Annotated in this window: 25 protein-coding genes; 7 read left to right on the forward strand and 18 right to left on the reverse strand. The window is 67.7% G+C overall.

Features of this window, described 5'->3' with window-relative positions; translation table 11 throughout:
- Window positions 1-164 precede the first annotated feature (164 nt).
- Window positions 165-1,325, forward strand: coding sequence for an alpha/beta hydrolase (locus Verru16B_RS15150; protein WP_069963073.1), 1,161 nt, complete (start codon window positions 165-167; stop codon window positions 1,323-1,325).
- A gap of 92 nt (window positions 1,326-1,417) precedes the next feature.
- On the opposite strand, the gene Verru16B_RS15155 is transcribed toward Verru16B_RS15150, so the two are convergent.
- Entirely contained in the window at window positions 1,418-1,933 is a 516-nt protein-coding gene (locus Verru16B_RS15155) for a hypothetical protein (protein ID WP_069963074.1), read from the reverse strand.
- A 141-nt stretch (window positions 1,934-2,074) separates the two neighbouring features.
- Between Verru16B_RS15155 and Verru16B_RS15160 the strand changes: the two genes are divergently transcribed.
- Complete coding sequence (locus Verru16B_RS15160; RefSeq protein ID WP_157772449.1) at window positions 2,075-2,830, forward strand: hypothetical protein; 756 nt, start codon at window positions 2,075-2,077, stop codon at window positions 2,828-2,830.
- 81 nt (window positions 2,831-2,911) lie between these two features.
- Here the strand turns inward: Verru16B_RS15160 and Verru16B_RS15165 are convergent, their stop codons facing one another.
- Both Verru16B_RS15165 and Verru16B_RS15170 read right to left on the reverse strand, forming a co-directional pair.
- Window positions 2,912-3,775, reverse strand: a complete 864-nt coding sequence (locus Verru16B_RS15165; RefSeq protein WP_069963076.1) for an alpha/beta hydrolase — start codon at window positions 3,773-3,775, stop codon at window positions 2,912-2,914.
- An 87-nt stretch (window positions 3,776-3,862) separates the two neighbouring features.
- Window positions 3,863-4,969 (reverse strand): hypothetical protein, encoded by a 1,107-nt coding sequence (locus Verru16B_RS15170; protein ID WP_069963077.1) that lies wholly within the window; start codon window positions 4,967-4,969, stop codon window positions 3,863-3,865.
- A 102-nt stretch (window positions 4,970-5,071) separates the two neighbouring features.
- On the opposite strand from Verru16B_RS15170, the gene Verru16B_RS15175 reads away from it, so the two are divergent.
- A complete protein-coding gene (locus tag Verru16B_RS15175; RefSeq protein WP_069963078.1) occupies window positions 5,072-5,395 on the forward strand; it encodes a zinc ribbon domain-containing protein YjdM in 324 nt (107 codons plus the stop codon).
- Window positions 5,396-5,633: 238 nt separating this feature from the next.
- On the opposite strand, the gene Verru16B_RS15180 is transcribed toward Verru16B_RS15175, so the two are convergent.
- The 7 genes from Verru16B_RS15180 to Verru16B_RS15210 form a co-directional block, all read right to left on the reverse strand.
- On the reverse strand, window positions 5,634-6,158 hold the full coding sequence (locus Verru16B_RS15180; RefSeq protein WP_069963079.1) for an NADPH-dependent FMN reductase: 525 nt from the start codon (window positions 6,156-6,158) through the stop codon (window positions 5,634-5,636).
- A 56-nt stretch (window positions 6,159-6,214) separates the two neighbouring features.
- A complete protein-coding gene (locus Verru16B_RS15185; RefSeq protein WP_069963080.1) occupies window positions 6,215-7,381 on the reverse strand; it encodes an MFS transporter in 1,167 nt (388 codons plus the stop codon).
- A gap of 276 nt (window positions 7,382-7,657) precedes the next feature.
- Entirely contained in the window at window positions 7,658-8,131 is a 474-nt protein-coding gene (locus Verru16B_RS15190; protein ID WP_069963773.1) for an SRPBCC family protein, read from the reverse strand.
- A gap of 21 nt (window positions 8,132-8,152) precedes the next feature.
- The gene (locus Verru16B_RS15195; protein ID WP_157772450.1) at window positions 8,153-8,455 is read right to left on the reverse strand and encodes a hypothetical protein; all 303 of its coding nucleotides are present in this window, start codon (window positions 8,453-8,455) and stop codon (window positions 8,153-8,155) included.
- Window positions 8,448-9,236 carry a DUF899 domain-containing protein gene (locus Verru16B_RS15200; protein WP_069963082.1) on the reverse strand — a complete coding sequence of 263 codons (789 nt, stop codon included), beginning with the start codon at window positions 9,234-9,236 and terminating at the stop codon, window positions 8,448-8,450. The genes Verru16B_RS15195 and Verru16B_RS15200 overlap by 8 nt, the downstream gene beginning before the upstream one ends.
- Complete coding sequence (locus Verru16B_RS15205) at window positions 9,233-9,457, reverse strand: hypothetical protein (RefSeq protein ID WP_069963083.1); 225 nt, start codon at window positions 9,455-9,457, stop codon at window positions 9,233-9,235. Before Verru16B_RS15205 ends, Verru16B_RS15200 begins: the two co-directional genes overlap by 4 nt.
- A 6-nt stretch (window positions 9,458-9,463) precedes the next feature.
- On the reverse strand, window positions 9,464-9,835 hold the full coding sequence (locus tag Verru16B_RS15210) for a DUF1428 domain-containing protein (RefSeq protein WP_069963084.1): 372 nt from the start codon (window positions 9,833-9,835) through the stop codon (window positions 9,464-9,466).
- Between the two features lie 169 nt (window positions 9,836-10,004).
- Between Verru16B_RS15210 and Verru16B_RS15215 the strand changes: the two genes are divergently transcribed.
- The 4 genes from Verru16B_RS15215 (at window position 10,005) to Verru16B_RS15230 (ending at window position 16,253) form a co-directional block, all read left to right on the forward strand.
- A complete protein-coding gene (locus Verru16B_RS15215) occupies window positions 10,005-10,412 on the forward strand; it encodes a YciI family protein (protein ID WP_069963085.1) in 408 nt (135 codons plus the stop codon).
- Window positions 10,413-10,424: 12 nt separating this feature from the next.
- The gene (locus Verru16B_RS15220) at window positions 10,425-11,780 is read left to right on the forward strand and encodes an RNA polymerase sigma factor (RefSeq protein WP_069963774.1); all 1,356 of its coding nucleotides are present in this window, start codon (window positions 10,425-10,427) and stop codon (window positions 11,778-11,780) included.
- Window positions 11,781-12,199: 419 nt separating this feature from the next.
- Window positions 12,200-15,313 (forward strand): TonB-dependent receptor plug domain-containing protein, encoded by a 3,114-nt coding sequence (locus Verru16B_RS15225; RefSeq protein WP_169829300.1) that lies wholly within the window; start codon window positions 12,200-12,202, stop codon window positions 15,311-15,313.
- A gap of 19 nt (window positions 15,314-15,332) precedes the next feature.
- Entirely contained in the window at window positions 15,333-16,253 is a 921-nt protein-coding gene (locus Verru16B_RS15230; RefSeq protein WP_083270393.1) for a hypothetical protein, read from the forward strand.
- Window positions 16,254-16,397: 144 nt separating this feature from the next.
- Here Verru16B_RS15230 and Verru16B_RS15235 read toward each other — a convergent pair whose 3' ends face one another.
- The 8 genes from Verru16B_RS15235 to der form a co-directional block, all read right to left on the reverse strand.
- A complete protein-coding gene (locus Verru16B_RS15235) occupies window positions 16,398-17,588 on the reverse strand; it encodes a pyridoxal phosphate-dependent aminotransferase (RefSeq protein WP_069963087.1) in 1,191 nt (396 codons plus the stop codon).
- A 183-nt stretch (window positions 17,589-17,771) separates the two neighbouring features.
- A complete protein-coding gene (locus Verru16B_RS15240; protein WP_069963088.1) occupies window positions 17,772-18,227 on the reverse strand; it encodes a ribbon-helix-helix protein, CopG family in 456 nt (151 codons plus the stop codon).
- A gap of 2 nt (window positions 18,228-18,229) precedes the next feature.
- Window positions 18,230-19,039 carry an outer membrane lipoprotein-sorting protein gene (locus Verru16B_RS15245; protein ID WP_069963089.1) on the reverse strand — a complete coding sequence of 270 codons (810 nt, stop codon included), beginning with the start codon at window positions 19,037-19,039 and terminating at the stop codon, window positions 18,230-18,232.
- A gap of 28 nt (window positions 19,040-19,067) precedes the next feature.
- A complete protein-coding gene (gene secG, locus Verru16B_RS15250; RefSeq protein ID WP_099093324.1) occupies window positions 19,068-19,448 on the reverse strand; it encodes a preprotein translocase subunit SecG in 381 nt (126 codons plus the stop codon).
- A 235-nt stretch (window positions 19,449-19,683) separates the two neighbouring features.
- A complete protein-coding gene (locus tag Verru16B_RS15255; RefSeq protein WP_069963091.1) occupies window positions 19,684-20,604 on the reverse strand; it encodes a ParB/RepB/Spo0J family partition protein in 921 nt (306 codons plus the stop codon).
- Between the two features lie 2 nt (window positions 20,605-20,606).
- Window positions 20,607-21,176 carry a LysM peptidoglycan-binding domain-containing protein gene (locus Verru16B_RS15260; RefSeq protein WP_069963092.1) on the reverse strand — a complete coding sequence of 190 codons (570 nt, stop codon included), beginning with the start codon at window positions 21,174-21,176 and terminating at the stop codon, window positions 20,607-20,609.
- 37 nt (window positions 21,177-21,213) lie between these two features.
- The gene (gene fmt / locus Verru16B_RS15265; RefSeq protein ID WP_237023431.1) at window positions 21,214-22,221 is read right to left on the reverse strand and encodes a methionyl-tRNA formyltransferase; all 1,008 of its coding nucleotides are present in this window, start codon (window positions 22,219-22,221) and stop codon (window positions 21,214-21,216) included.
- Window positions 22,222-22,301: 80 nt separating this feature from the next.
- Window positions 22,302-23,801 carry a ribosome biogenesis GTPase Der gene (gene der / locus Verru16B_RS15270; RefSeq protein ID WP_069963093.1) on the reverse strand — a complete coding sequence of 500 codons (1,500 nt, stop codon included), beginning with the start codon at window positions 23,799-23,801 and terminating at the stop codon, window positions 22,302-22,304.
- Window positions 23,802-23,836: the final 35 nt, after the last annotated feature.

Raw genomic sequence — 23,836 nt, forward strand, 5'->3', positions numbered from 1 at the left:
GATTTTCAAGATACGTCCAGCTCGTTCCTGCAGCCGGTCCGTCCTCCCGAGGAGCCCGCCGTACTGAAGACAGGACGCATCGCACCGCGACGCTTGATCCCGGCGTGTTCCTCTCTACCGTCCGCCCAACCCCGGCGGCCCGTGCCGCTGCAACCCCACGCCCCATGCCCCTGACCCTGCGCTCCTCCGTTCCCGCCTTCCTGCTGCTCGGCCTGCTCGCCCCGGCCCTCGCCGCCGAGGCCGTCCTGCCGCCCCTGCCCGCCCCGCAGCGCGTCCCGGCCGCCGGTCCGAAGACCGACGCCCCCTACGCGCCGGTGGCCGTCCTGCCCGGCGGCGTGGTGCTCCCGCTCTATCCATCCGGTTCGCCCTATCTCCGCGCCGACAAGGTCACCGAGCCCGAGGTCTACCAACTCTGGGGCGCGGGCCTGGTCGGGGCGGTCACGAGCATCCACAATCCCTCCATCGAATTCCACGCCGGCAACGGCCAGCTCAACACCGGCGCGGCCGTCATCCTCGCGGGCGGCGGCGGTCACCGCAGCCTCAACGTCGGCGAGGCCACGCCGCTCGTCCAGTTCCTCGCCCACCAGGGCGTCAGCACCATCATCCTCCGCAACCGCCTCCGCAGCGACGGCTACGAGCCGAAGACCGACGGCGTGAATGACGCCCTCCAGGCCATCAAGCTCGTGCGCGCCTACGCCCAGGAATGGAAACTCGACCCGGCCAAGATCGGCATCATGGGCTTCTCCGCCGGCGCCGAGCTCGCCATGAACGCCGGCCTGCTCTGGGAGGATTTCGACCGCGCCAATGACGTGCCCGCGAACCCGCTGGCCAAGATTTCCTCCCGGCCCGACTTCATCGCCAGCATCTACCCCGGCCCGTCGCTGTTCTTCCGCAACGACACCCCGCCGGCCATCCCGCGCGCCATGCCGCCGACTTTCCTCGCCTGCGCCGGCCAGGGCGACTGGATCCACGCGCTGTGGGCCGTGAACTTCTACGAGGCCATGCTGATGGACGGCGTGCCCAACATCGAGATGATGCTCTACGCCCGCGGCCGCCACCCCGGCGACAAGACCGGCCCCGGCGAGCCTCCCGCCACCGGCAGCATCAGCAACATGGGCGGCATTCCCTTCGGCACCTGGTCCGCCCGTTACCTCGATTGGTTCCGCGACCTCGGTTTCCTGAACAAGCCCGGCGTGGTCACACAGGCTGCCCAGGATGTCGCTGCCAGCCTCACGCGGCAGCCCCGCACCCTCCGCCCGCCCGCGCCGCCCCCGGCCCCGCGCCGGTCCCGGCGAAGGCCCCCTGACGGTATCCTCCCCCTGTAGGAGCGTGGCTCGTCCACGCCCGGGTTCATCGCGCCAAAGAGGGCGCGGACAAGCCGCGCCCGTACCCAAGAACCACGACCCCGCCGTGGTTCTCATATCCGGTAAAACAAATACGTCCCCATCGCCTCATAAACCGGCCCGAAGAAGGTCGGCTTCAGGCGTTGCACCTCGAGCTGCAGCAGACGGTGTTCGGACACGGTCGTGAAGCTCAGGACATATTCATCATTCCCAAACCGTCCCGGCTTCAGGCGCAGAAAGATCCGGTTATCGCGCAGGCCGAAATCCTCGCCTCCCTTCCAGTCGGCGTGCCAGATCACCGCGTCGTCGCGGTCCAGCACCTCCACCTTCAGCAAGAATCCCTCGTGGGTGATTCTGACCTGCCCCGTCTGGTCGTGCAGGAGTTTCGCCAGGCCCGGCACAAACTCCAGGCTAAGCATCGCGTGCAGGGAAATGACGCCCGGCACCTGGTCCGGAGCCGCCACGACCACCACACCCGCATCGTCATAGGTGCCGCTCAAATCCAATTCCCGCGGGCCGGCCGCCCCCAGTGCGAGCGGGCCGAGGTAGGCCAGCACCAGCAGACGGACTATCCGGGGCAACGTCGTCATAACTCAGGGGCTCACCTCCGAGTATTGCCTGATTCGCCGCCGGTGCCACCCTTTTTTGCCGCGACGCCCCGACCAAGGCCATTGTTTGACCAGATCCGCATTTGCGCGGGCTCGCGCCTCGCCCACGTTCCCTCCTACCCCATGAAACTTCGTCTTCCCGCCGGTCTTGCCCTGTGCCTCTTGCTCCCCTTCGTCCCGGCCCAGGCCCAGACTCCAGCGTCTCCAGAGCGCGCCGCCGCCGCCCAGCTGCTCGTCTTCGGGCGCCCGGCCGCCACCGCGACCGCGGCCGATGCGTCGGCGACCCTGGCGGATCTGGTCGCCGGGCATCGGTCATCCCTTCAAGCCAGCGCCGCCGCTAGGCGCGACGTGCTCGCGATCGCCGCGCGCGACACGCTCGGGCGCCCCGCGACCGAGGCCGAACTGACGGCTTGGGCCGCCGGTGACGCCGTCACCTACGCCGAGGGCGTCAAAGCCATCACCGCCTGGCTCGCCGGCCAGCCGGAGGAGAACCGCCAGGTCATCAACCGCGCCTACCAGCTCGTGATCAAGCGCGAGGCCTACGTCGAGGAATACGCCTACTGGCAGCCCCGCGGCACCCTGCCCTATGTGCTGCTCGTGGGCGCCATCGAGAATTGGGGTGAGCGCAACCAGCCCGGCCTGATGGTCACCAACGGCACACCCTCCCTTTCCGTCAACAGCCGCTTCCTGCGGACGCTTCGCCTCTCCCCCGCCGTGGCCAACGAGGCCCGGACGCTGCTCGGCCTGCCGGTCTGGAGCGACGTAGCCCGCCTCCGCAACCCGGGCCACCACGTGGTGGCCGTGGGCGCCGCCGACCTGGCCAGCGTCGGCGGGATTCACTTCATGCCCACCGGCGGCGGCCCGCTGGCCGGCGAGTGAGCCAGCCCCTTTAGGGGCGCGCCTCGCGCGCGCCCGACGGCGTAGGCGGGAACTCGCCCACGCCGCTTTCTCGCCGCTCCCTTACGGAAACAAGCCCGGCCCCTGCTCCGGCGCAAAGGGGGCGAACACGAAGCGCAGCCCGCGCGTGTAGGACTCCATCTGCATGCCGGCATGGCGCTCGCCGTCGATGATGCGAAACGCATAGGCCAACCCCGGATGCTTCCGCGACTGAACGCGGGCGTTGTAGCGCAGGATGCCCGAAATGAAACCCACACCCTCGTTCTCGCCCATCGTCACGTACAGGCGGCCCTTCAGCTGGCCGCCGCCTTGCACAAACTTCTCCTCGAATCCCATCAGCCAGTCGTTCCCCACCACCACGGCGGGGGTCACCGCGATGTAGCTCTGAAACAGGCCCGGCTTGGCATACAGGGAATACAGCGTGAACAGCCCGCCGAGCGACGCCCCGCTCAGCACGCGATGGCCCGGGTCGGCCCGGTACTCGCGCTCCACAAAGGGAATGATCTCCGACTCGATCGACTGCAGGAAATCCGCGGCGCGTCCGGATTCCGCGTTGTTGCCGAACGGCACCGGGGACAGTTCCCAGGTCCGCAGGCTGCCGTAGTTGAGGTTCTCTCCCGCGTAACCGATCCCGACGATGATGAATTCGGGCACCACCTGATCAAACACCAGCGAACCCCGGATCGCATCGAGCTTCTGGAAATCCCAGTAGCCATCCGTCACGTACACCACCGGATACCGGCGGTCCGGCTGGCTGCCGTAGCTGGCCGGCAGGCCGATGGAGAGCTGGTAGTGACGGCCGGCGGCGTTGACGGGCAGCACGCGGAGTTCGGAATTCCCGATCACATGCGGCGGGTACGTGGGAGCGGCGGCCGAAGCCGCCACCCCGCAAACAAGCAGGGCGAGCGTAACGAGGTTGGCTTTCATGGGGTGTCCCAGCAGAACCCCGCCCGACCCAAAAGTCCCACCCAATAATCGCCTCCCTATAGACCGGCCCGGGATGCCGTCACCGCGCTAGGGGGAAGCGGGTACCGGCGTCCCCGTGATTTCCGCCACGAACTCGAAAAACGCCCATTTGCGCGGGGTGTTGATGCCCCAGTTCACCGGCGGACACTGGTAACCGTCCACGTAGTTGCTCTGGCCCGGGTCGAAGTAACCCCAGGAGGTGTACAGGCCGAGGCTGGCGGTGAAGTTATTCTCGGCCTGGTCGAAATCGAAGTGGTCGTCCTCGTTCACGACCAACGGCATCGTCCGCCAGCCCGGCCGCGCGCGTGTCGCCGCGATCAGGTCGCGCAGCCGCTGCGGTTGCGCGAGGCCATTACCGTGGATCAGGGCAAAGTCCGAGACGGCCAGCACGCTGTCCTCCGGCACGCTGCCCCCGCCGTAAGAGGTGCCCGCGAGGAGGCGCCCGCCGGCCAGGGCCTTCACCCGCGCGATCAACTCGGCGACGCGGCCGGGCCGCAAGACCGGGTGGTCGTAGCTCTTGATGTCACATTCATTGTTCAGCTCGATGAGCACGTTGGTGTAGCCCTGTGCGAGCACCCAGCGGGTGGCGTTGTCGACGGCCCGCAGGACCGCCGCCTCGTCCGTGAGTTGCTGGTCCTGGCCAAAGTAGAAATAGCCGAGAATCACGACCATGCCCAGCCGGTCCGCCTCGTCCAGGATGCGCTGCAAGCGGGCGAGGTAGTCGGCGCGCAGGCTGCCGTCGGGGGCAAAGGCCGAGTTGATCCACGGTTGCGCCTTGGAGTAACCCTGCGGCGAGCCACCCTGCAGGTTGAGCGTGAACGCCAGCAACCCGTGCGCCCGCCACTGCGGCATGGCCGCGACGAATTCCCGGGTGTTGCGCTCGGGGTCCCATCGCCCGGTGTCGGGGTAGGCCCAGCGCGCGGCGGTCTCCGGATTCAGGTCGTCATAGATGCCCTGCACCATCCGGCTGTTCAGCAGCAGCCCCTCGATGCGCAGGTCGCGCCAGACCCGCCCGGCATAGGTGGGCTGACCATTGACCTCGAACCGCTCGCCGGCGATGCCCACGTGGGTCAGCCGGACCGGGGCCGGATCTCCCGCCAGCGGCAGGACCAGAGCGAGCAGGAGCGGCAGCAAACGGACGGGCGAAGCCTTCATGGGGCAGGATTAGGCCCGCGGGCCGCCGCGGTCAACCCGTCCCAGCCGGCCGAAAAACAGGGTGGTCATCGCCCCCCGGGCGCGCTTGGCTCGACGTTTACCATGAGCAATCCCGCCTGCCCGGCCTGCACCCTCGACGACGTCCTCGCCCACTCCGACCACTGGGAATGTGCGACCTGCGGCCATGAATGGCCCAAGGCCGAGGCCCCCGAGGTCGCCCGCGTCGTCAAGGACGCCCACGGCAACGTGCTCGCGGATGGCGACGCCATCACCGTCATCAAGGATCTCAAGCTCGGCGGCTCCCAGGTCCTGAAGGCCGGCTCCAAGGCCAAGAGCATCCGCCTCGTCGACGGCGACCACGAGATCGACTGCAAGATCGACGGCATCGCCCTCGCCCTCAAGGCCTGCTTCGTGAAGAAGGCCTGAGTCCCGGCCGAATGAATAATCACTTCGTTGATTATGCCCTGATATTTCTAGTCGCCATTCTACTTACAGGATTTGGAATTCGCGGGATTATTCTAAAGGGACGGGACTTGGATAAAAAGCAGCTGAGGCAAATTGATGTAGTATTCTCTATAGGCCAATTGGTCTGTGGCCTTATTTGCTTAGTATACTTGGTGTGCGCTCTCCTATTTAAATAGCGCACCCTGTAGTAGTCGCCACTTCACGTGAGCGGCGGCAGCTTCGTCAGCCGCACCGTCGCTTCCACCAACTGCCCGATCCGGCGCACCTGCTCAGGATTGACCACGCGCCCCTCGGCGAAATCCCCGCCGGTCGCGTAGACGAAGCGCGGCACGATGAGGCAGCGAAAATCCAGCATCAGGCTGTTCGCGAGCGCCATGATGGCCATGTAACTGGATTTGCCGCCCGCCGCGCAAAGAAAAGCAACCGGCTTGTTCTCCCAGGCTTTGCCCGTGAGCTCGATGGCGTTCTTAAGGGCGCTGTTGACGTCGTAGTTGTAGATCGGCGTGGCCACGATGAGGGCCTCGGCCGCCATGATCCGGGCGCGCAGGGGCGCCACCCCGGGATGGCCGTACGCCGACTCGCCGTCGCACGGCGGCAGCGGGTGATCCCGCAGGTCAATCAGTTCGGCCTCAATCCCCTCGGAGAGAAGCTGGCGGACCGCTTCCTGCGCGAGCAGCCGGCTGTTGCTTTCGGAACCCAAACTGGCGGAAAGGACGAGAATCATGGTGGGCACTAAAGCCATGATTCGCTTTTGGTCCAGTGCCGGGAACGGCCCACGCCTCACGTGATGCGATTAAGATACCGGATGCTGGCCATGAGCCCGACCATCACGCCGAGGATCAGCCACGGCACGGCGGGCAACGCGAGTTGCGCCACCCAGCCCGCCAGCGCCGGCAACACGGCCGCCCCGAAACTCGCCCCGCCCGACTGGCGCCCGATCACCGTCTGCACCGCCTCGGGCGCAAACCGGCGCGGCACCTCGTGCATCAGCCCCGGATAGATTGGCGCGAGCCCGAACCCGGCAATGGCCAGCGCCAGCGTGGCCAACGGTACGTTGGTCGCGAAGCCAAACAGGATAAAACCCGCCAACGCCGTCCAGCACCCCAAGCCGACCAGCCGGCGGTTGCCCCAGCGCTCGACCACGAACCCGACCAAAATGCGCCCGACCGTGAGCGAACCGAAGAACCCCGCGATGCAGAGCGCCGCCGTTTCCGGCGAAATCCCGCGCCGCACCACCAGCACCGTCCCGGCCCACAGGCCGGTCGTGCATTCGACGGCGACATACAGGGCGAAGATCACCGGGGAGAGCCAGCCGGCGAGCGAGTTCGCCGGCATCATCGGCAGACGCCCCTCCGCGCCGTGGCCGGACGCCGCGCGGATCTCCGGTACCTTGGCCCAGAGGCCCAGCGTCAGCAGGAAAAGCAGCGCCAGTCCGTACTGGACCCCGGCGATCAGCAGGTAGCCGCCGCGCCAGCCCTGGCCGGAACCGAGGGCCCAACCGATCACGAAGGGCCCGCTGGTGGCACCGATGCCCCAGCACGCGTGCAGCCAGTTCATGTGCCGGCCGCTGTAGTGCCGGGCCACGTAGCCGTTGAGCCCCGCGTCCACCGCCCCCGCGCCGAGTCCGAGCGGAATCGCCGCCGCGTACAGCCAGAGCGCGCCCTGGGCCTGCGAAAGAATAAACATGCCCGATGCCGTGAGCAGCCCGCTGGCGAACACCACCGGCCCCGTCCGCCACCGGGAGATGATCCACCCGCTCGAGAAACCGGCCAGGCCCGTCAGCACCGTGCCGATCGTCATGATCGTCCCCGCCAGGCCGAGCGGCAGCTTTAATTCCGGATAAATCGCCGGCCATGCCACCCCGAGCGTGCCGTCCGGCAGCCCCAGGCTGATGTAGCCGAGGTAGATGATCAGAAGCAGCAGAAGCGAACGGCGTTGCGGGTCCACGAGGAGAACCCCCAGCCAGACATTTCCCGCCACCCCAGACAAGCCGCGATGCCAGCCGCCAACCGGGCCTGCAGAATTCTGGCCACAAAGCGTCACCAAAAGGCATGAAAGGATCAGACCCTTCTGCGCCTTTTGCGCTTTTCGCGGCCAATCTCCGGTGCCTTGGCCCTTGGCGGTACTGGTTAAAGTCCGCCGGAATCCGCGCTATCCGTGGCCGTGAGCAAGGCCAGCAGGGCGAGAACAATGAGCAGCACGATCATGACGGCGGGCGGCGGCTCAGGCCTGGGCGGCCAAGGCCGCGAGGCGGTCGAGGCTCTCGCCCCAGCCCTGCTGGAAGCCCATTTGCTCGTGTTTCTCCCGGCTCTCCGCGGTCCAGTGCAGGGCGCGGGCGGTGAGCAGGGTTTGACCACCCGATCGCGGCTCGAAGGTGGTGATCGCCGTGAAGAAGATCCCGGGATGCGGCCGCCAGCCCGGGTCAAAGGCATCCGTGAAAACGATGCGCCGATCCGGCACCACCTCGAGAAAGACCCCGCGGGTCGGATACTCGGTGCCGTCGGGGGCGCGCATCACCGTGCGGAACACCCCGCCGGGACGCAGCTCCATCTCGCACCGCGGCGTCGTCATGCCGTGCGGCCCCCACCACGCGGTGAAACGGCCGATCCACGTGGCATAGACCCGGGACGGCGCCGCATCGATGAGGCGGGTGAGGACGAGTTCGCGCTCGGTCCGGCTGAAGGTTTGGGCGGACATGGTCAGGATGGCGTTCACCGGTCAAGCAACCGGCCGCGACCCGTCGGACAACGCCCGCCGGTGCCGCCGCCACCACCACCCCGCCACCGCGAGGGCCAGCGCGGCGCCGACAGCGGTGTCCGGTGCGAGGGCCCCCGTCTCGATCGCACCGCACATTTCCGGCGCGGCCGTAGCGAGACTCATACCGACGGCGAGGTAACCGGCCAGACAGAGCAGGCATTTGGGCAGCAGCAACGCAGCCGTCACCGCGGCGAGCACCCGCACCCAACCGGCGGACCGCGAGGTCGCCGGGCCGTCCGCCGCCGTTGTCACCCGCTTATTCATCCGGAAAACCCGGCGGTGGCCCGAGCGGCTTGACGAGGCCCGGGGCGCGGTTCTTCGGCTCCTCCCACTCTTCCTGACGGCCGAGGGCGGTTTGGTCGAGCAACCGCAGCGGTCCGATCACATCCTCCACGCCGCGGGCGTACGTAGAGTAGGTGTGGTAAACCTCGTCGCCCCGGCGCAGGAAACAGCTCAGCCCGTGCAGGTCGAACGGGTAGTCGGGTTCCTCGAAAAACCCGCCGGAGCCGGCCGCCAGGTGCTCGGCCGCCGTGCGATAATTGTAGAGGGGCGGAGCCACGGCCGGGTCCAGTGTGACCCCGAAATCGTGGTTGAAGCGCGTACCTTCCGACGAAAACCACGGCAGGTTCCACCCCATCCTCAGCCGGAAGGCCATGAGTTTCGCGAGCGGGCCCCGCGAGACCAGGGCGAAGGTCGTGTGGCTGCGATGCAGGGTGGTCAGGTGCCCGCGCGCGATCTGGTCGGCGAAGCCCGCGCAGCCCCGGCAGGGTTCGTCGAGGGGCCGGCCGTTTTCCCAGAGCCACATGAAATGATAGACGATGAGCTGCTGGCGGCCGGCGAAAAGCTCGAGCAGGGTCTTGGGACCGTCCGCACTGGCGAAGGCGTAGGGTTCCGTGATGCGCACCATGGGTAGTTCGCGGCGGGCGGTGTTGACCCGGTCGCGGGCGCGGGTGAGTTCCTTTTCCTGGGCGAGCAACGCGAGGCGCGCCGTGAGCCAGTCGGCACGCGAGGCGACCCGGGGATACGTGATGGCGGGGGTGGTCATGAGGATTGGGGCTGGAAGGTGGGGCGTGGTCCGGCGAGATCCGCCGGTGCGTCCGCCGCCGGCCCCGGCGCGAGTTCCCGCAGCCGGGCATGCAACATCATCACGACGTCGGCGGCATCGAGCCGGCCCTGCCGTTCGAGCTCATACGCCAGGTCCGGCAATTCGGTGCGCAGGATCTCGAGACCAGTCCGGCCGGGACGAAGTGGAAAGGTGTCACGCATGCGAGTTCAGCGTGCGACGAGGACGTTGAAGCCGCCAAAGGTCATGCGCGCCATGTCGAAGGGCATCTTCGCGGGATCACACAGCGCGGCGAGCCGCGGGTCGGCCATCACCTTGGCGTTCACCCGGTCGCGGTGCGCCCGTGAGCGGAACAGGATGTACGCGAAGATCACGGTCTCGTCCCGCTTGGTCTTGGCCAGTTTCGCGAAGAGCCCACCCGGCACGCCCTCGGGCTGCGGCGCCATGTCCATGACACATTCCTTGTAATCCAACGCGCCGTGCTCGCGCCAGACCTTGGCGGCCTGGGTGGCGATGCGTCGGTAGAGCGCCAGCTTTTTGCGCGGCAGGGGAATGACAAATCCATCAACGTATTGGGCCATGGTCGTTTTGGGTCAGGGTGGAGGTTGCGGGTGGGTCGTTACTCAAGTTCAACGTTTGACACCCGCCGCGGCGGACAGTCCCGGCGACGTTGCCTATTCTTGCAGCACTATGTCCTTTTCGCCCCTCCCCGACCGTCGTAGCGTATGTCCACACCCACCACCCGCCGCCATGAGCACACCGTCCGTCCCTGCTTCCGCCTCGTACATGCTGATTTTCCGGAATACCGGGGCCGAAAACTACCGGCACCTCTCCGCCGCGCAGCAACAGGAACTGGTCGGCCGTTGGAACGCCTGGTTCGAGGGCCTGCTCAGCCAAGGTAAGGCCAAGATCGGCCAGCCGCTCGAGGATGAGACCCGCCTCGTCTCCGGCCCGGGCGGCGCCCGGATCGTGGACGGCCCTTTTCCCGAGACCAAGGAGGCTGTCGGCGGCTTCGTCACCCTGCAGGTGGCCGATCTCGCCGAAGCCACGGCCATCGCGCAACGGCACCCAGGCCTGGAGTATGGCATGCAAATCGAGGTCCGGCAGATGACCCCGCACTGCCACCTGGGCGTAACCACCAACGCAGTGCCCGTTTAGCCTGTGGCCGTCGTGCCTGACGCACCCCACGATGGGTCGGCCCCGGAGCCGGCCGCCGAGCTCGGCGCGAACCCCGCGCCCGTCGCTCCGGAGGCGCCTACCCCGCAGCCCGCCCAGCTGGTCGAGCATTTCTTCCGTCACGAGAAGGGCCGCCTGCACGGTGCGTTGGTGCGCCTGCTGGGCGTGCATCACCTCTCGCTGGCCGAGGACCTCGCCCAGGAGGCCATGCTCCGGGCCCTGCGCACCTGGTCCATGGGCGGCGTGCCGGCCAACCCGTCGGCGTGGATCACGCAGGTCGCGATGAACCTGGCCCGCGACGCCCTTCGCCACCGCAAGATGGCCACCGGCAAGGAGGCCGCCATCATCACCCATCACGAGCAGACCACCGCCACGCCGGCCGTCGCCTGGGAGGCCGCGCACGGGATCCGCGACGATGCCCTCCGGCTCATGTTCGTCTGCGCCCATCCGGCCATCGCCCCCGATGCCCAGGTGATCCTCGCCCTGAAGATCCTCTGCGGTTTCAGTACCGGGGAAATTGCGCGCGCCTTCCTCGCGACCGAGGCCGCCATTGAAAAGCAGCTCACGCGCACCAAGCAGCGCATCGCCGAGGCCGGCATCGGCTTCGAGCTGCCCGAGGGCGCGGACCTGGCCCCGCGACTCGACGGCGTGCTCGCCGCGATCTACCAGCTCTTCAACGAGGGCTACAAGGCCTCCTCCGGCGACCGGCTCCTGCGCGAGGAGCTTTGCCAGGAGGCGGTCCGCCTCGGCCTGCAGCTGGTCGCCCACCCGGCGGGACGCGCGCCGCGCTGCCACGCCCTGCTCGCGCTCATGCTGCTCACCATCGCCCGCTTCCCGTCGCGCCTCGATGAACAGGGCGCGGTCCTGCGCCTCGACGCGCAGGACCGCAGCAAATGGAACCAGGCGCTCATCGCGCGCGGCCTCGTCCACCTCGCCGCGGCGGCCGAGGGGGACGCGCTCAGCGAATACCACCTGCAGGCCGGCATCGCCGCCACGCACTGCCTGGCGCCCGATTACCTGTCCACCGACTGGGACCTCATCCTCCGCCACTACGACGAGCTCCTACGCCTGAAACCCTCGCCCGTCGTCGCGCTGAACCGCGCCGTTGCTGTCGCCAACCGCAACGGCCCGCAGGCCGGCCTCGACGCCCTCGCGGCCATCGCGCAGCGCGAGAAACTCGAGACCCACTACCTGCTCCACGCCGTGGAGGGAGAATTGCGCTGGCGGCTCGGCGAACCCGCCGCGGCAGCAGCGGGTTTCCGTCGCGCCCTGGCCCTCGCCCAGGTCGGCCCCGAAAAAGCCCACCTCACCCGCATGCTGGAGAGGTGCGAGGCTGCGGGAGTAATGTAGGGCGGGATTTCCAAATCCCGCCTTTGTTCGCTTTTTGCACAGCCATCGAACTGGCAAGCGTGTTCACAACCCGCGCATGGGCTTGGTTATCCCGCCGAGACAGGCAGCTCAGGCCCGGAGTATTGCCGCAAAAAGGCGCAAGACTTGGCCGCGGGTGAAGCTCTCAATGCGCCTATAGGCGCGCGGGTGACCCCAGCAGCAGGACAAAACACCTTTTGTGACTCTTTGCGGCCAGCTGGCCTTGATGCCTTGCTGGTGGGCGGGTTCGCGGCGTCACGCGAAAATCATCCAATCGTCACCGAATCCGTTACCGTTGGATGACAGTCGTGTTACGTCGGTGAAGAATGCGTGGCGGGAGCGCATCGGCCTTGAAACGGTGGAACCCGGAGCCAGTGGTCGGCGCGTCACCCGACCACACCATGCGCCACCACCAACCTCTCCCGCCCGCCGGATTTTTCTCCGGTCTTCCACGCCCGACGCTCGCCGTCGCTCTGCTTGCGCTGCTCGTCGCACCGCTGTCCGCCCAGCTCGCCCGCTCCGGGGCCGGCGCCACCACGGCCGATGACCAGACCGTCGAGCTGCCCAAGGTGATCGTCACCGGCTCCAACATCCAACGCCTCGACATGGAGAAGATCGCCCCGGTCACCGTGATCGACCAAGACGCCATGGAGGTGCGCAATGCCGTCCTGCCCGTGGATCTGCTGACTTCCCTGCCCTCCGTGGTCAGCCTCCCCGAAAACGAGACGCGCCTCGGTTCCTCCGGCGCCCGGGGTGACAACGCCAACATCAACCTTCGCAACATGGGCGCGACCGCCACGCTGATCCTCGTCAACGGCCGCCGCATGTCCATCAACCCCATGACGGCGGGCCTCTCGCAGGCCGTGAACGTCAACCAGCTGCCCACCCGCGGCATCGAGCGCATCGAGGTGCTCCGCGACGGCGCCTCCGCCATCTACGGCTCCGACGCTGTCGGCGGCGTCATCAACTATGTCCTGAAGCGCGAGTTCACCGGCGCCGAGACGTCGCTGCGCTACGGCTGGCCCGAGCACGGCGGCGGCGAGAGCGTGCAGGCCACCCTCACCTTCGGCCAGAGCTTCGCGGCCGGCCGCGGCCGCTTCTTCGGCACGGTCGAGGCGCTCTACCGCGACTCCATCAATCTCACCCAGCGTGAATTCAGCGCGACCGCCAACACCTCCGACCGCGCCGAGGCCCCCTGGAACGTGCTCGGCGGGCCCTTCGACGCCCGCTCCGCCCGCGGCATCTGGCCGACCTTCCGCCTCGGTTCCGCCACGGCCAACAACTACTTCCGCCCCGTCAACGGCACCCCCACCCTCACCAACGTCGCGCCCACGCGCGCCGCGCACCCGGAGTTTTTCCTCGACCTGAACCAGTACGGCATGGCTTCGCCCCGCGTCCGCCGCGGCAACACCTTCCTCTCCGGGGAATATGACCTCAGCGACCGCCTCACGGCCTTCGCGGACTTCGGCTACTATAAATCCGAGTCCACCATGCGCCGCCAGCCGCTCGCCCTCAACGCGCCCACCTCCGACCAGCTCAAGGTCATGGCGGTCAACAATCCCTACAATCCCTACGGCTCCCGTTTCTACGATCCGGCTGGCGCGCCCAACGCCGACGGCACCGCCCGCCTCACCGGCACGCCGCGCACGGTCAGCTTCACCGCCATGACCCTTGCCGACCTCGCCGCCGAGACCGTCACCACCAAGGCCGATGTCGTGCGTCTGTCCGCCGGCCTGCGCGGCAAGCTCGGGGAATCCTGGACCTGGGAGTCCTCCGCCTTCTACAACCAGGTCAAGGGCCAGGACGACGCCTACCCGGATGTCCGCGAGAGCAAGCTGCAGGAAGTGCTCTCCCGCACCGACGCCACCGCCTACAACCCCTTTGGCTACACCTTCAAGGTGCAGGGCGGCGCGGTCGTCGCCGACGCCCCCTACACCAACCCCGCGGCCACCGTGGATGAATTTGCCGAGGTCTACTCGCGCAACGCCAAGAGCAGCATCACCAGCGGTGACCTCCGTTTCACCGGCCGCCTCTTCCGCCTGTGGGCGGGCGATGTCCAGGCCGCGATCGGGGCCGAGCATCGCAACGAGGACCTGGCCGACCTGCGCCCGCCGTTCAGCGGCGAGAACCCCGCCGGCTCCGGCCTCGATCCGACTAACAACGACTTCCTGTTGCACCCGCCCCGCCCCGACGTGATCGGCGACCGGGACGTGACCAGCTTCTACGCCGAGGTGGTCGTGCCCCTCGTCGCCTCCACGCAGCAGATTCCGCTGATCAACACGTTCGAGGTTTCCGCCTCCGCCCGGCACGAGCGCTACAGCGACTTCGGCGACACGACCAAGCCCAAGCTCGGCCTCAACTGGCGCCCCGTCTCCTGGCTCATGCTCCGGGGCTCCTACAACGAGGGCTTCATGGCCCCGAGTCTCGCCGCGCTGTTCACGAGCCCGCGCTGGTCCATCAGCGCCGGCGCCGGTGACATCGACACCTACCGCAACCCCGTCACCAACGAGGGTCCCTACGTCCAGCGCACCTACTTCGGCGGCAACCCGGACCTCAAGCCCCAGGAATCCGAGGGCACCACCTACGGGTTCGTGGTCGACGTGCCCGCGGTGAAAGGCCTCAGCCTGAGCGCCGACTGGTGGCGCATCAGCCGCACCAACCTGCTCGGTCAGCGCAGCGTGGCCCAGATCCGCGCCAGCGACGTCGCCCTGCTCAAGGCCTACACCCAGTCCCAACTCGCCGCCGGCGTGGCCATCGGCGCCATCGACACCGGCAGCGGCACCGCCGGCTACAAGGGCGACCCCGATGTGGTGCGCTTCACCCTCACGCCCGAGGACGCGACGGCCTTCGCCACCTACAATGCCGCCAACCCCGGCAACCTGCAGGGCGCCGCCGGCCGTATCTTCTCGGTCAACCGCCCCTTCGTGAACGTCTCGACCAGCGAGCATGAGGGCACCGATTTCGGTCTCCGCTACGCGCTGCCCCGCCTGGCCATCGGCAGCGTGGTGCTGAATTCCGAGTGGGCCTACCTCTCCCGCTCCGAGTCCACCTTCGCTCCGGCCAACCTCGCGCCCACCGTGACCGACGGCCTCTATTCCGGCGGGGCCGCCAAGTGGCGCTCCAACACCAGCGTCTCCTGGCGCCGGGGCGCGTGGTCCGCTTCGCTGGCGGCGTACCACGTGGGCAAGACCCATGACTCGGGCGCGACCACCACCCAGGCCATCTACGATTCGCTGGGCCAGCCCACTTACATTGAGCCGTTCGAAACCGGTGGCCAGACGGTCTACCGCCGCGTGATGGACCCGGTCTGGAGCTACAACGCCACCTTCGGCTTCAACTTCGGCGCCGATGCCTCGCCCCTGCTCCGCGGCACCAAGGTCCGCCTCGGCATCATCAACCTGACCGACAAGGAGCCGCCCCTGGCCTCGTCCGAGGGCTTCAGCTACGACGCCTCCGTGCACCAAACCCTGCTGCCCGGCCGCACCTGGACGATCGAGTTCACGCGGATGTTCTGAGGGTTCAGTCCCACCCGCCATGCCCTCCTTTAACCGACTGTTCCTTGGCCTGATCTGTTTCCTCCCCGGCCTGCGCGGGGAGGAAACAACCGAGGCCCTTGCTGCCCGCGTCGCCGCCAACCGCGCCTGGTACCAGGCTTTGCCCCCGGCGCCGGCGCCCGAGCTCACGCGCCACGGCCTCGTCGCCACCGAGTTGGCCCGCTGGCCGGTGCGCGGCGCCAACCAGGGCGTGGCCGTGGATGCGGAGCATTTCTACGGCATCGGGAACTTCGCGATCATCAAACACCGGAAGGACACCGGCGCGCCCGTGGCCGAGTGGCTCGGGCTCAAGGGCGGGCCCATCGTCCACTACAACGGCGGTTACGTGGCCGACGGCCGCCTGATCATCGCGCACTCCAACTTCGCCCAACTGCCGATGGCCAGCTCGCTGGAAACCCACGACACCGCCACGCTCGCCCCGGTGGCCACGCACAGCTTCGGCATCCGGCTCGGCTCCCTCACCTGGGCCGAACGCCGGGACGGCTTCTGGTGGGCCTGCTTCGCCAACTACAACGACACGGGCACCACACCCGGCTTCGACAACCGCTGGACCTATGTCGGCAAGTTCGACGACCAATGGCAGATGGTCGAGTCCTGGTTGTTTCCACCCCAGGTCGTCGCGACCTGGGGCCGCAGCTCCTGCTCCGGCGGCAGCTGGGGCGACGACGGCCTGCTCTACGTGACCGGTCATGATGAGGCTCAACTCTACGTGCTCCGTTTGCCCAAGCAGGGCGTCGTGCTCGAGTATGTGACCACCCTCGACGTGCCCTTCGAGGGCCAGTCCTGGGCCTGGGACCGTTCGGCCGCCGGCGACCGGATCATCTATGGGATTAGCCGCGCCCGGCACGAGGTGATCGTCGCAAGGATTCCGGCTCTGCCGGCGGAGCTGCTCAAGCGGTGACGGCTGCCTTGCTGTAGGGCGGGGTCGCCGAACCCCGCCTTCGGGCGATTATTATGCCGCGTTCGTGGCGGGATTGCTTCGCCATCTCCGCCAAGCCTCCGTCGGCGATCCCGCCCTACAAAAGTCCAAACGGCGTCTTCGCCCTCACTTCTTCAGCGTCGCGCAGAAGCGCGCCAGGCGCTCGACCCCCTTGAGGATGATCGCGTCGCTCGTGGCGTAGCTGAGGCGCAGGTAACCCTCGAGACCGAAGGCGGAGCCGGGGACGGCCGCGACCTTCTCGGCCTCCAGCAGCTTGGCGCAGAAATCCGCATCCTTCAGGCCGAAGCTCGAAATGTTGGGGAAAAGGTAGAACGCACCCTCGGCGAGCAGACAGCTGACACCCGGGATCTTGTTGAGCTCGGCATGGAGCAGCTTCCGTCGGCGGTCGAAGGCGACGAGCATCTCCTTGAGGGCGGCGGCCGTCTTCTCCTTCTCCTTGAGTGCCGCCAGCGCGCCGTACTGGGCGAAGGTGGTCACGTTCGAGGACATCTGGCTCTGGATCTCGGCGATTGCCTTGGCGATGGGCAGCGGGGCCACCAGCGTGCCGATGCGCCAGCCGGTCATCGCGTAGGTCTTGGAGAACCCGGCGACCACAATCGTGCGCGCCTCGATCTCCGGGCTGAAGGTGGCGATGCAGGTCGGGGTCACGCCGTCATACACGAGGTGCTCGTACATCTCGTCGGAGAGGATGTAGAGGTTGTGCTTCAACGCTACGGCCGCGAGGGCCTGGAGCTCGGCGCGCGTGTAGACGGCGCCGGTCGGGTTGGAGGGGGAATTCAGGATGACCAGGCGCGTCTTCGGCGTGATCGCCGCCTCGAGCTGGGCGGGCGTCAGCTTGAACCCCGCGCGGTCGTCGCAAGCCACGAACTTGGGCGTGGCCCCGGCGAGCTTCACCATCTCCGGATAGCTGACCCAGTACGGCGCCGGGATAATGACCTCGTCGCCCGGCGAGCAGGTGGCCATGACGGCGAGGTGACAGGAAAACTTGCCACCCGGCGAAACCACGACCTGCGCGGGCACGACCTTGAGGCCGTACTCGACGCCGTAGCGCTCGGCGATGGCCTGACGCAGCGGCTCGATGCCGGGCGTGGGCGCATACTTCGTCTTGCCGCCCTTGAGCGCGACGATGCACGCCTCCTTGATGTGCTCCGGCGTGTCGAAGTCCGGCTCGCCCGCGGCGAAACCGCACACATCCTCGCCCGCGGCGGCGAGGGCCTTGGCCTTGGCGTCGATGGCCAGGGTCGGCGAAGGCGAAACATTACGGGCCCAGACGGACAGGGGATACGGGGTGCTCATGGAGGTTGGTGAAGGGCAGGACTAAAGGGCTGCCGAAAACGAACGCAAGCCGACCGTTGCCGGTGCGGCTGTCATAGGCGGAAACCATCCCGGCTGTGCGGGCGGGGTCATGCGCGCCAACGGGATGTACGCCGCGACCGTTGTCGCGGCCCAAAGCCGCTCCCACGTCCCGAAGTCGTCCCCTCACCGCTTCGACTTCCGCTTGGCCACGGGCTTCTTCTTGGGCGCCGGTTTGCCGCTCTTCTTCTTCGGCTTCCGCTTCCGTTTCGGTGGCGGCGCCAACACGGACTCCGCCGCGGTCGGCGTGGGCACGTCCGGGATTTCGAGCTGCGCGGTGGCCCCGGTCTCCAACTGCGGCAAATAAGCCTCCACCGCCGCCCGCACCAACTGGCCGACGCTGGCGTGCTTCGTCCGCGAGATGCGTTTCAGGTTCTGCCGGATCGGCGCGGCCAGCCGCACCGAGATCTGCAGCATGGACGGACGCATCACGATCATGTTGGCGAAATCGTAGCGCTCGAGGGCGGTGCGGATGATCTCGCTCACGGACTTGGCCCGGCCTTCGCGCACGGGCTCGCTCAGGCGGTCGAGAAACTCGACCTCCAGCTGGATCGGGAACGGCCGGGATCCTTTGTCGGGCATGGTCAGAAACGGACGACTTGGTCCGCGGGCACTCCCGGCGGCTGGGTGGTCAGCCCCTGCGGCGTGAACAAGGCGTCAGGCCAGGTCAGGTCGAGGGCCGCGGCCCGGACGGTGAAGCGGGTCTTGTCGCGGGTCCGGTGGTCGCGCACGTCGATGGATTTCACGAGCCACTGCTCGCCGACTTTCTTCAGGTCGAGCAACGCGATGGATTTGAGCACCTCGGCCTTCGCGCCGAGCAACTCGGCCTGCACCATGGCCTGAAACTGGGTGTCGATCAGCACCCGCACCCCGGTGAGTTCGGGCACCGGCACCGGCAGACCCGCCGGCGGGCGCAGGATGAAGCTGTCGGTGGGCCGGCCGCGCACCCGGGCCTGCCCCTCATAGGTGAAATCCTTCCAGTAGAGAAACGGCATCTGCAGGTCGAAGACCGTCAGTCCGGTGCCGGCCAGACCCTGCGCGGGCGAAGTCGCGACGGCAGTCCCGTTCTCCAGGGTCCAGGCATCGGGCATGGGCCCGGAAGCGATCAGCCAGAGTCCATCGCCGGCCGTCAGGCGGGACAAAGGGCCCCCCGGTCCGCGGGTGCCCAGCAAGGCGCCCAGGACCGTCCGCTCGGCGCCGTGGCGCGGCATCACGCGCAACTCGAACGCGAGCCAGTAGTCGCCGGCGATGCCGGCCTGGCGAAATTCGCCGAGGATCCGGGCGCCTTCCGCCTGGTCGGCCGGGCCGGAGGCGGCGATTTCAGAGGGCACACCAAACTTGGCGGGCTGCGCCCAGACCGGGCTGACGGCCAGCACGACCAGCGCAAATAACAAAGCCCGGTGGCGAACCGGGCTTGGGAAATCAGGGCTTGGCTTCACCCGATTGCGGGGCGGCGGGCTGCGTCGTCAGCGGCACGTCGAGCGCCGGGGCCGGGGCGGCACTGGTGGTGGCCGGAGCCGTGACCGTGGGCAGCGAGGCTTCCTCGGCCGCGCGGCTCTTGGCCTGGTGGATGTTGGCCAGGAACAGGCCGAAGCTGAGGACGAAGAAGACAATGGCGGCCTTGATGGTCGCGCCGCTGAGCACGTTGTTGGTCTCGGCGCCGAAGGCCGATTCCGTGGCGCCACCGGCCATGGCGGCACCAATGCCGCCGTCGGTCTTGGCCCGCTGCATGAGGACGATCATCACCAAAAAGATCGAGGTGAGGACCAGGATGAAAGTAAGGACGCCGATGACGAGACTCATAAGGTGGCAGAAGAAGCTGAGTTCGATGGGCTTTGTCAACCAAAGTTCCGATGGAAAGGCGGCGGCGGGTCGATCGCGGGAATTCGGGTGGAGCCCGACCTGCAGCCGTCGCCAAGCCTATGGCTGCCATGCCGGGCGGGATGAACGGCGCACAAAATGAAACATCGCCGGCCGCGTCCGCCATAGGCACGGCGACGGCGTAAGGTCAGGTGCCACCAAACTGGTCTGCAAGCAGTTACAAGTTCAGCCCCATCTTCCCCAGCACCCGGGCCAGATCATCGTTGCCGGCGTACTCGATGATGATGCGGCCGTGCTTGTCGGAATGGCGGAGCGTGGTCCGGGCCCCGAGGTGGGACGTGACCTTCTTCTCGATGTCGGCCAGCGCGGTCGCCGTGGCCCCGGGCATGCGGCGCTTCTTGCCGGCCTTGCCCGCGCCGGGATGGTGCCGGAGCAGTTCCTCCAGGGCGCGGACACTCAGGCCCTGTTCCAAGGAGCGGCGGGCCAGCACGAGGCGTTCGGCGGAGCCTTCGACACCCAGGAGAACCTTGGCGTGACCGACGCTGAGCAGGCCCTTGCCCACGTAGGCCTGCAACTCGGCCTCGAGGTTGAGCAGACGGAGGGAGTTCGCCACCGAGGCGCGGCCCTTGCCCACCCGCTGCGAGGCGGCGTCCTGGGTGAGATCAAAATCGCGGATGAGGCTGGCGTAACCATGAGCCTCCTCGATCGGGTTCAGGTCGGCGCGCTGGAGGTTCTCGATCAGCGCAAGCGAGGCCGACGAGGCGTCGCTGGAAGTCATGATGCGGGCCGGGATCGTCTTGATGCCCAGTTTCTGGAAGGCGCGCCAGCGGCGCTCGCCCGCGATCAGCTGGAAGCGGTCGCCCACGGGCCGCACCACGATCGGCTGCAGAAGCCCCTCGGCGCGAATGCTCTCGACCAACTCGGCCAGCGCTTCGTCGGAAAACTCCTTGCGCGGCTGGTAGGGATTGGGCTCGACCAGGGCAACGGTCACCTCGCGGTAGCCCGGCAGGCCGTCCATCACCGGGGCCGGGGCGGGCGGGGCGGGTGCAGCCGGCGCCGCGGGCTTGGGCGCGGCGGCGGCACTCGTGATCAGGGCGCCAAGGCCGCGGCCGAGACGGGAGGGGGTGGGTTTGGCCATGATTATTTGCCCTGCGGGATGAACAGCGTCTGCCCGACCTGAATGCGGGTCGGGTCGGAGATCTTGTTGGCGTTCACGATGTCGGACAGCTTCGCGTTGTTCTTGCGCGCGATCACGGCCAGCGTGTCGCCGGCCTGCACCGTGTAGTTGATGCCTTCCTTGGGGAAATTGTCGCTGAAGGTCGTCTGCACGACCGGCCGCGCGGCCTGGTTCTTGGCCACGGCCTCGAGGGCCGCGTTGGTCTGGCGGCCGAGTTTTTCCAGCTGGCCGGCGACCTGCGCGAGCACCTCGCGCTTCTGGTCGCCGAGTTCGGCCTGCAGCGTGCGGTTCATGTCGGCGACTGCCTTGTTGAGCTGGTCGACCGTCGCGTAGCTGCGGTTCGCCTTGTCCTGCAGGGCCTCGTTTTCCCGGTTGAGCTGCTCGACGGTCATCGTGAGTTCGCCGACGCGCTGGGTCAGCAGCATCACGTCCTGCCGGAGGGCGGCGAGCTCGGCGCGGGCATCCATCTGGGCGGAGGCGGAGACCGCCAGGAAAGCAAGGAGGGCGCCGCAGCGCAGGGAAAAGGCTCGCATGCGGTCAGGTTGGGAAATTCACGGCCAAAAACAAGCCTTAGCCCTTGCGATAAGGGAACGCCTGAGCCGCCACCAGCGGGGGCATCGGCTGTGACGGCAGCAACGTCCCCGCCGCCACCGGCCAACCGCGCAGAAACTCCGGCGCCGGGAGCAGCTTGCCCCCCGGACGTTGCAGCTTCCGCAGGCGCAGGGTCCCCTGCCCGGCCGCGACCAACAGGCCCTCGGCGTCCGCGCCCACCACGGTCCCGGGCGCGCCACCCGACTGTTCCAGGGCATCCGCCAACCCCAGCTTCACGGCCTGGCCGTTGATCATGACCGTGCAGCCGGGCCAAGGGTTGAGGCCGTTGATCCGGGCCGCGAGCACGCCGGCCGGCGCGGAGAAATCGAGGACGCCATCCGCCTTCTCCAGACGCCGGCAAAAGGTCGCAGCGGTGGGGTCCTGCGCAATGAAGGTCTGGCTGCCGGTCGCGATGGCGGGGAGCCCGCGGGCGAGCAGCGGCACACAGGCCTGCGCCAGTTTCGCCTCCACCTCGGCCGCGGTATCCAGTGGGGCGATGGCGACGCGCTCGACGTCGGCCACCGGGCCGGCGTCGAGCTGCCGGACGATTTTCATCAGCGTCACCCCGGTCACGCGGTCGCCGCAGGCGGTGGCGGTCTGGATCGGCGAGGCGCCACGGTAACGCGGCAGGATCGAGGTGTGCAGGTTGAGGGTGCCGAGCCGGGGGGTGTCGATCAGCTCCTGCCGCAAAATGTGCCCGTAGGCCATGATGAGGATCAGGTCGGGCGCGATCGCCGCGACCTGCGCCTGTTCCTCCGGCCCAACCTTGGCCGGTTGGTGCACGGGGATTCCCCTCGCCTGGGCCCAGACCTTGATGGCGTTGGCCTGGACCTGCTGGCCGCGGCCCGCGGCCCGGTCCGGCTGGGTAAACACGGCCACCACCTCGCCCAGCCCGCTGCCCACCTGCCCTGAGCCGGTCGAACGGGTGAGCCAGTCCAGCGCCGGCAGCGCGATGGCATCGGAACCCATGAAAACAATCTTAAGCATGGCGGATCTGGAAGGGCTCCGGCTCCCGCCGGGCCGCGGCCCGTCAGGCGACGGGCCCTCCTCCTTTGGTCATTTCGGTCTCAATCATCCAGCAGACTCGGGTCGAAGTCGTCGGTGTCGTCCGCCAGCGCCGGCTTGCCGCTGTCGGCGGCGTCGCGGGCCTTGCGGTAGGCCAGGCGCTGCTCGACCGGCATCTTTTTCTTGCCGACGAGGTCGAAGTGCATCGGGCAGCCGTCGAGCTCGAACTCCTTGACGAGACCGGCCTCGAGATAGCGGCGGTAGGACTCCGTCAGGCTGCGCTCCTGGTTGCAAAACACCTTGAACCGGAAGGGCCGCGTGGAGGTCTGCGTGGCGTAGTAGATCTTGAACCGCTGGCCGCCGATGGCCGGCGGGGGCGTGCGGTCGGCGAGCTTGATGATCGCGGCGTTGAGCTTCGCCGTGGGGATCTTCGTGTCGAGGCGCCGGTTCAGCGCGCGGGCATTGCGCAGCATGCGCTCGATCTCGTGGCCGGTCAGGGCCGACACGAACATCACGGGCGCGCCCGGCGTGAAGAAGAGTTCGTCAAACATCGCCTTCTCGAACTTCTGCCGGAAGTCGCGGGCGCTCTTGTATTTTTTCATGCCCGGCAGGTTCGAGCGGAACGCCTCGTGCACCAGGTCCCACTTGTTGACCACGATCACGATCGGCTTCTGCGCCTTCACGATCTCGCCGGCGATCGCCTTGTCCTGGCCGGTCACGCCGTCCATCGCGTCGAGCACCATGAACGCGACGTCGGACTGGTAGATGGCCTCGAGCGAGCGCAGCCGCGAGAAATACTCGACCGACGACGACAGCTTCGGCGCCGCCCGGATGCCGGCGGTGTCGATCAGGCGGAACGGCCACTCCTTGCCGTCCTTGGTCTTGAACACGAAGCTCAGCTCGACCGCGTCGCGGGTCGTGCCGGCGACGTCACTGACGATCAGCCGCTCGCTCTTCAGCACGCGGTTGCTCAGGGAGGATTTTCCGACATTCGGCCGGCCGACAAAGCAGATGTTCAGGCGTTCCTTGTCCCGCTCATCGGGCGCGGGCACCGGGCCCAGTTTCTCGAGCAGGGCGTTGCGCACCTCGGCCTCGCCGTTGCCGTGCTCCGCCGAAATGTAGAAGGGCTCGCCGAAACCCAGCCGGTAGAATTCCTCGATCTCCGCAATCTTCTCCTTCCCGCTGTCCGCCTTGTTGGCGATCAGCATCACCGTCTTCTTGCTGCGGCGGAGCATACCGGCGATGCGATCGTCGAGCGCCGTGACGCCTTCGCGCGCATCGACCACAAAGAGAATGACACTGGCCGTGGTGATGGCGAAGTGCACCTGCTGCTCGGACGCTTTCGTGATCAACGCCGGGGTATCGCTCCCGGTCAGACCCAAGCCACCGGTGTCCAGGAGCGTGAAGGCGCCGTCCTTCACTTCCGCATGCACCACGTCCCGCGTCACGCCCGGCTGGTCATGAACCACGGATATACGCTTCTGCGCCAATCGGTTAAAAAGGCGGCTCTTGCCCACGTTCGGGCGGCCCACGATGGCGACGATGCGCGATACATTCTGCATCCCCCGAGGTATCCTGTCCCTCAGGCAGCTTGCAA

This window comes from Lacunisphaera limnophila (genome assembly GCF_001746835.1).
Lineage (GTDB): Bacteria > Verrucomicrobiota > Verrucomicrobiia > Opitutales > Opitutaceae > Lacunisphaera > Lacunisphaera limnophila.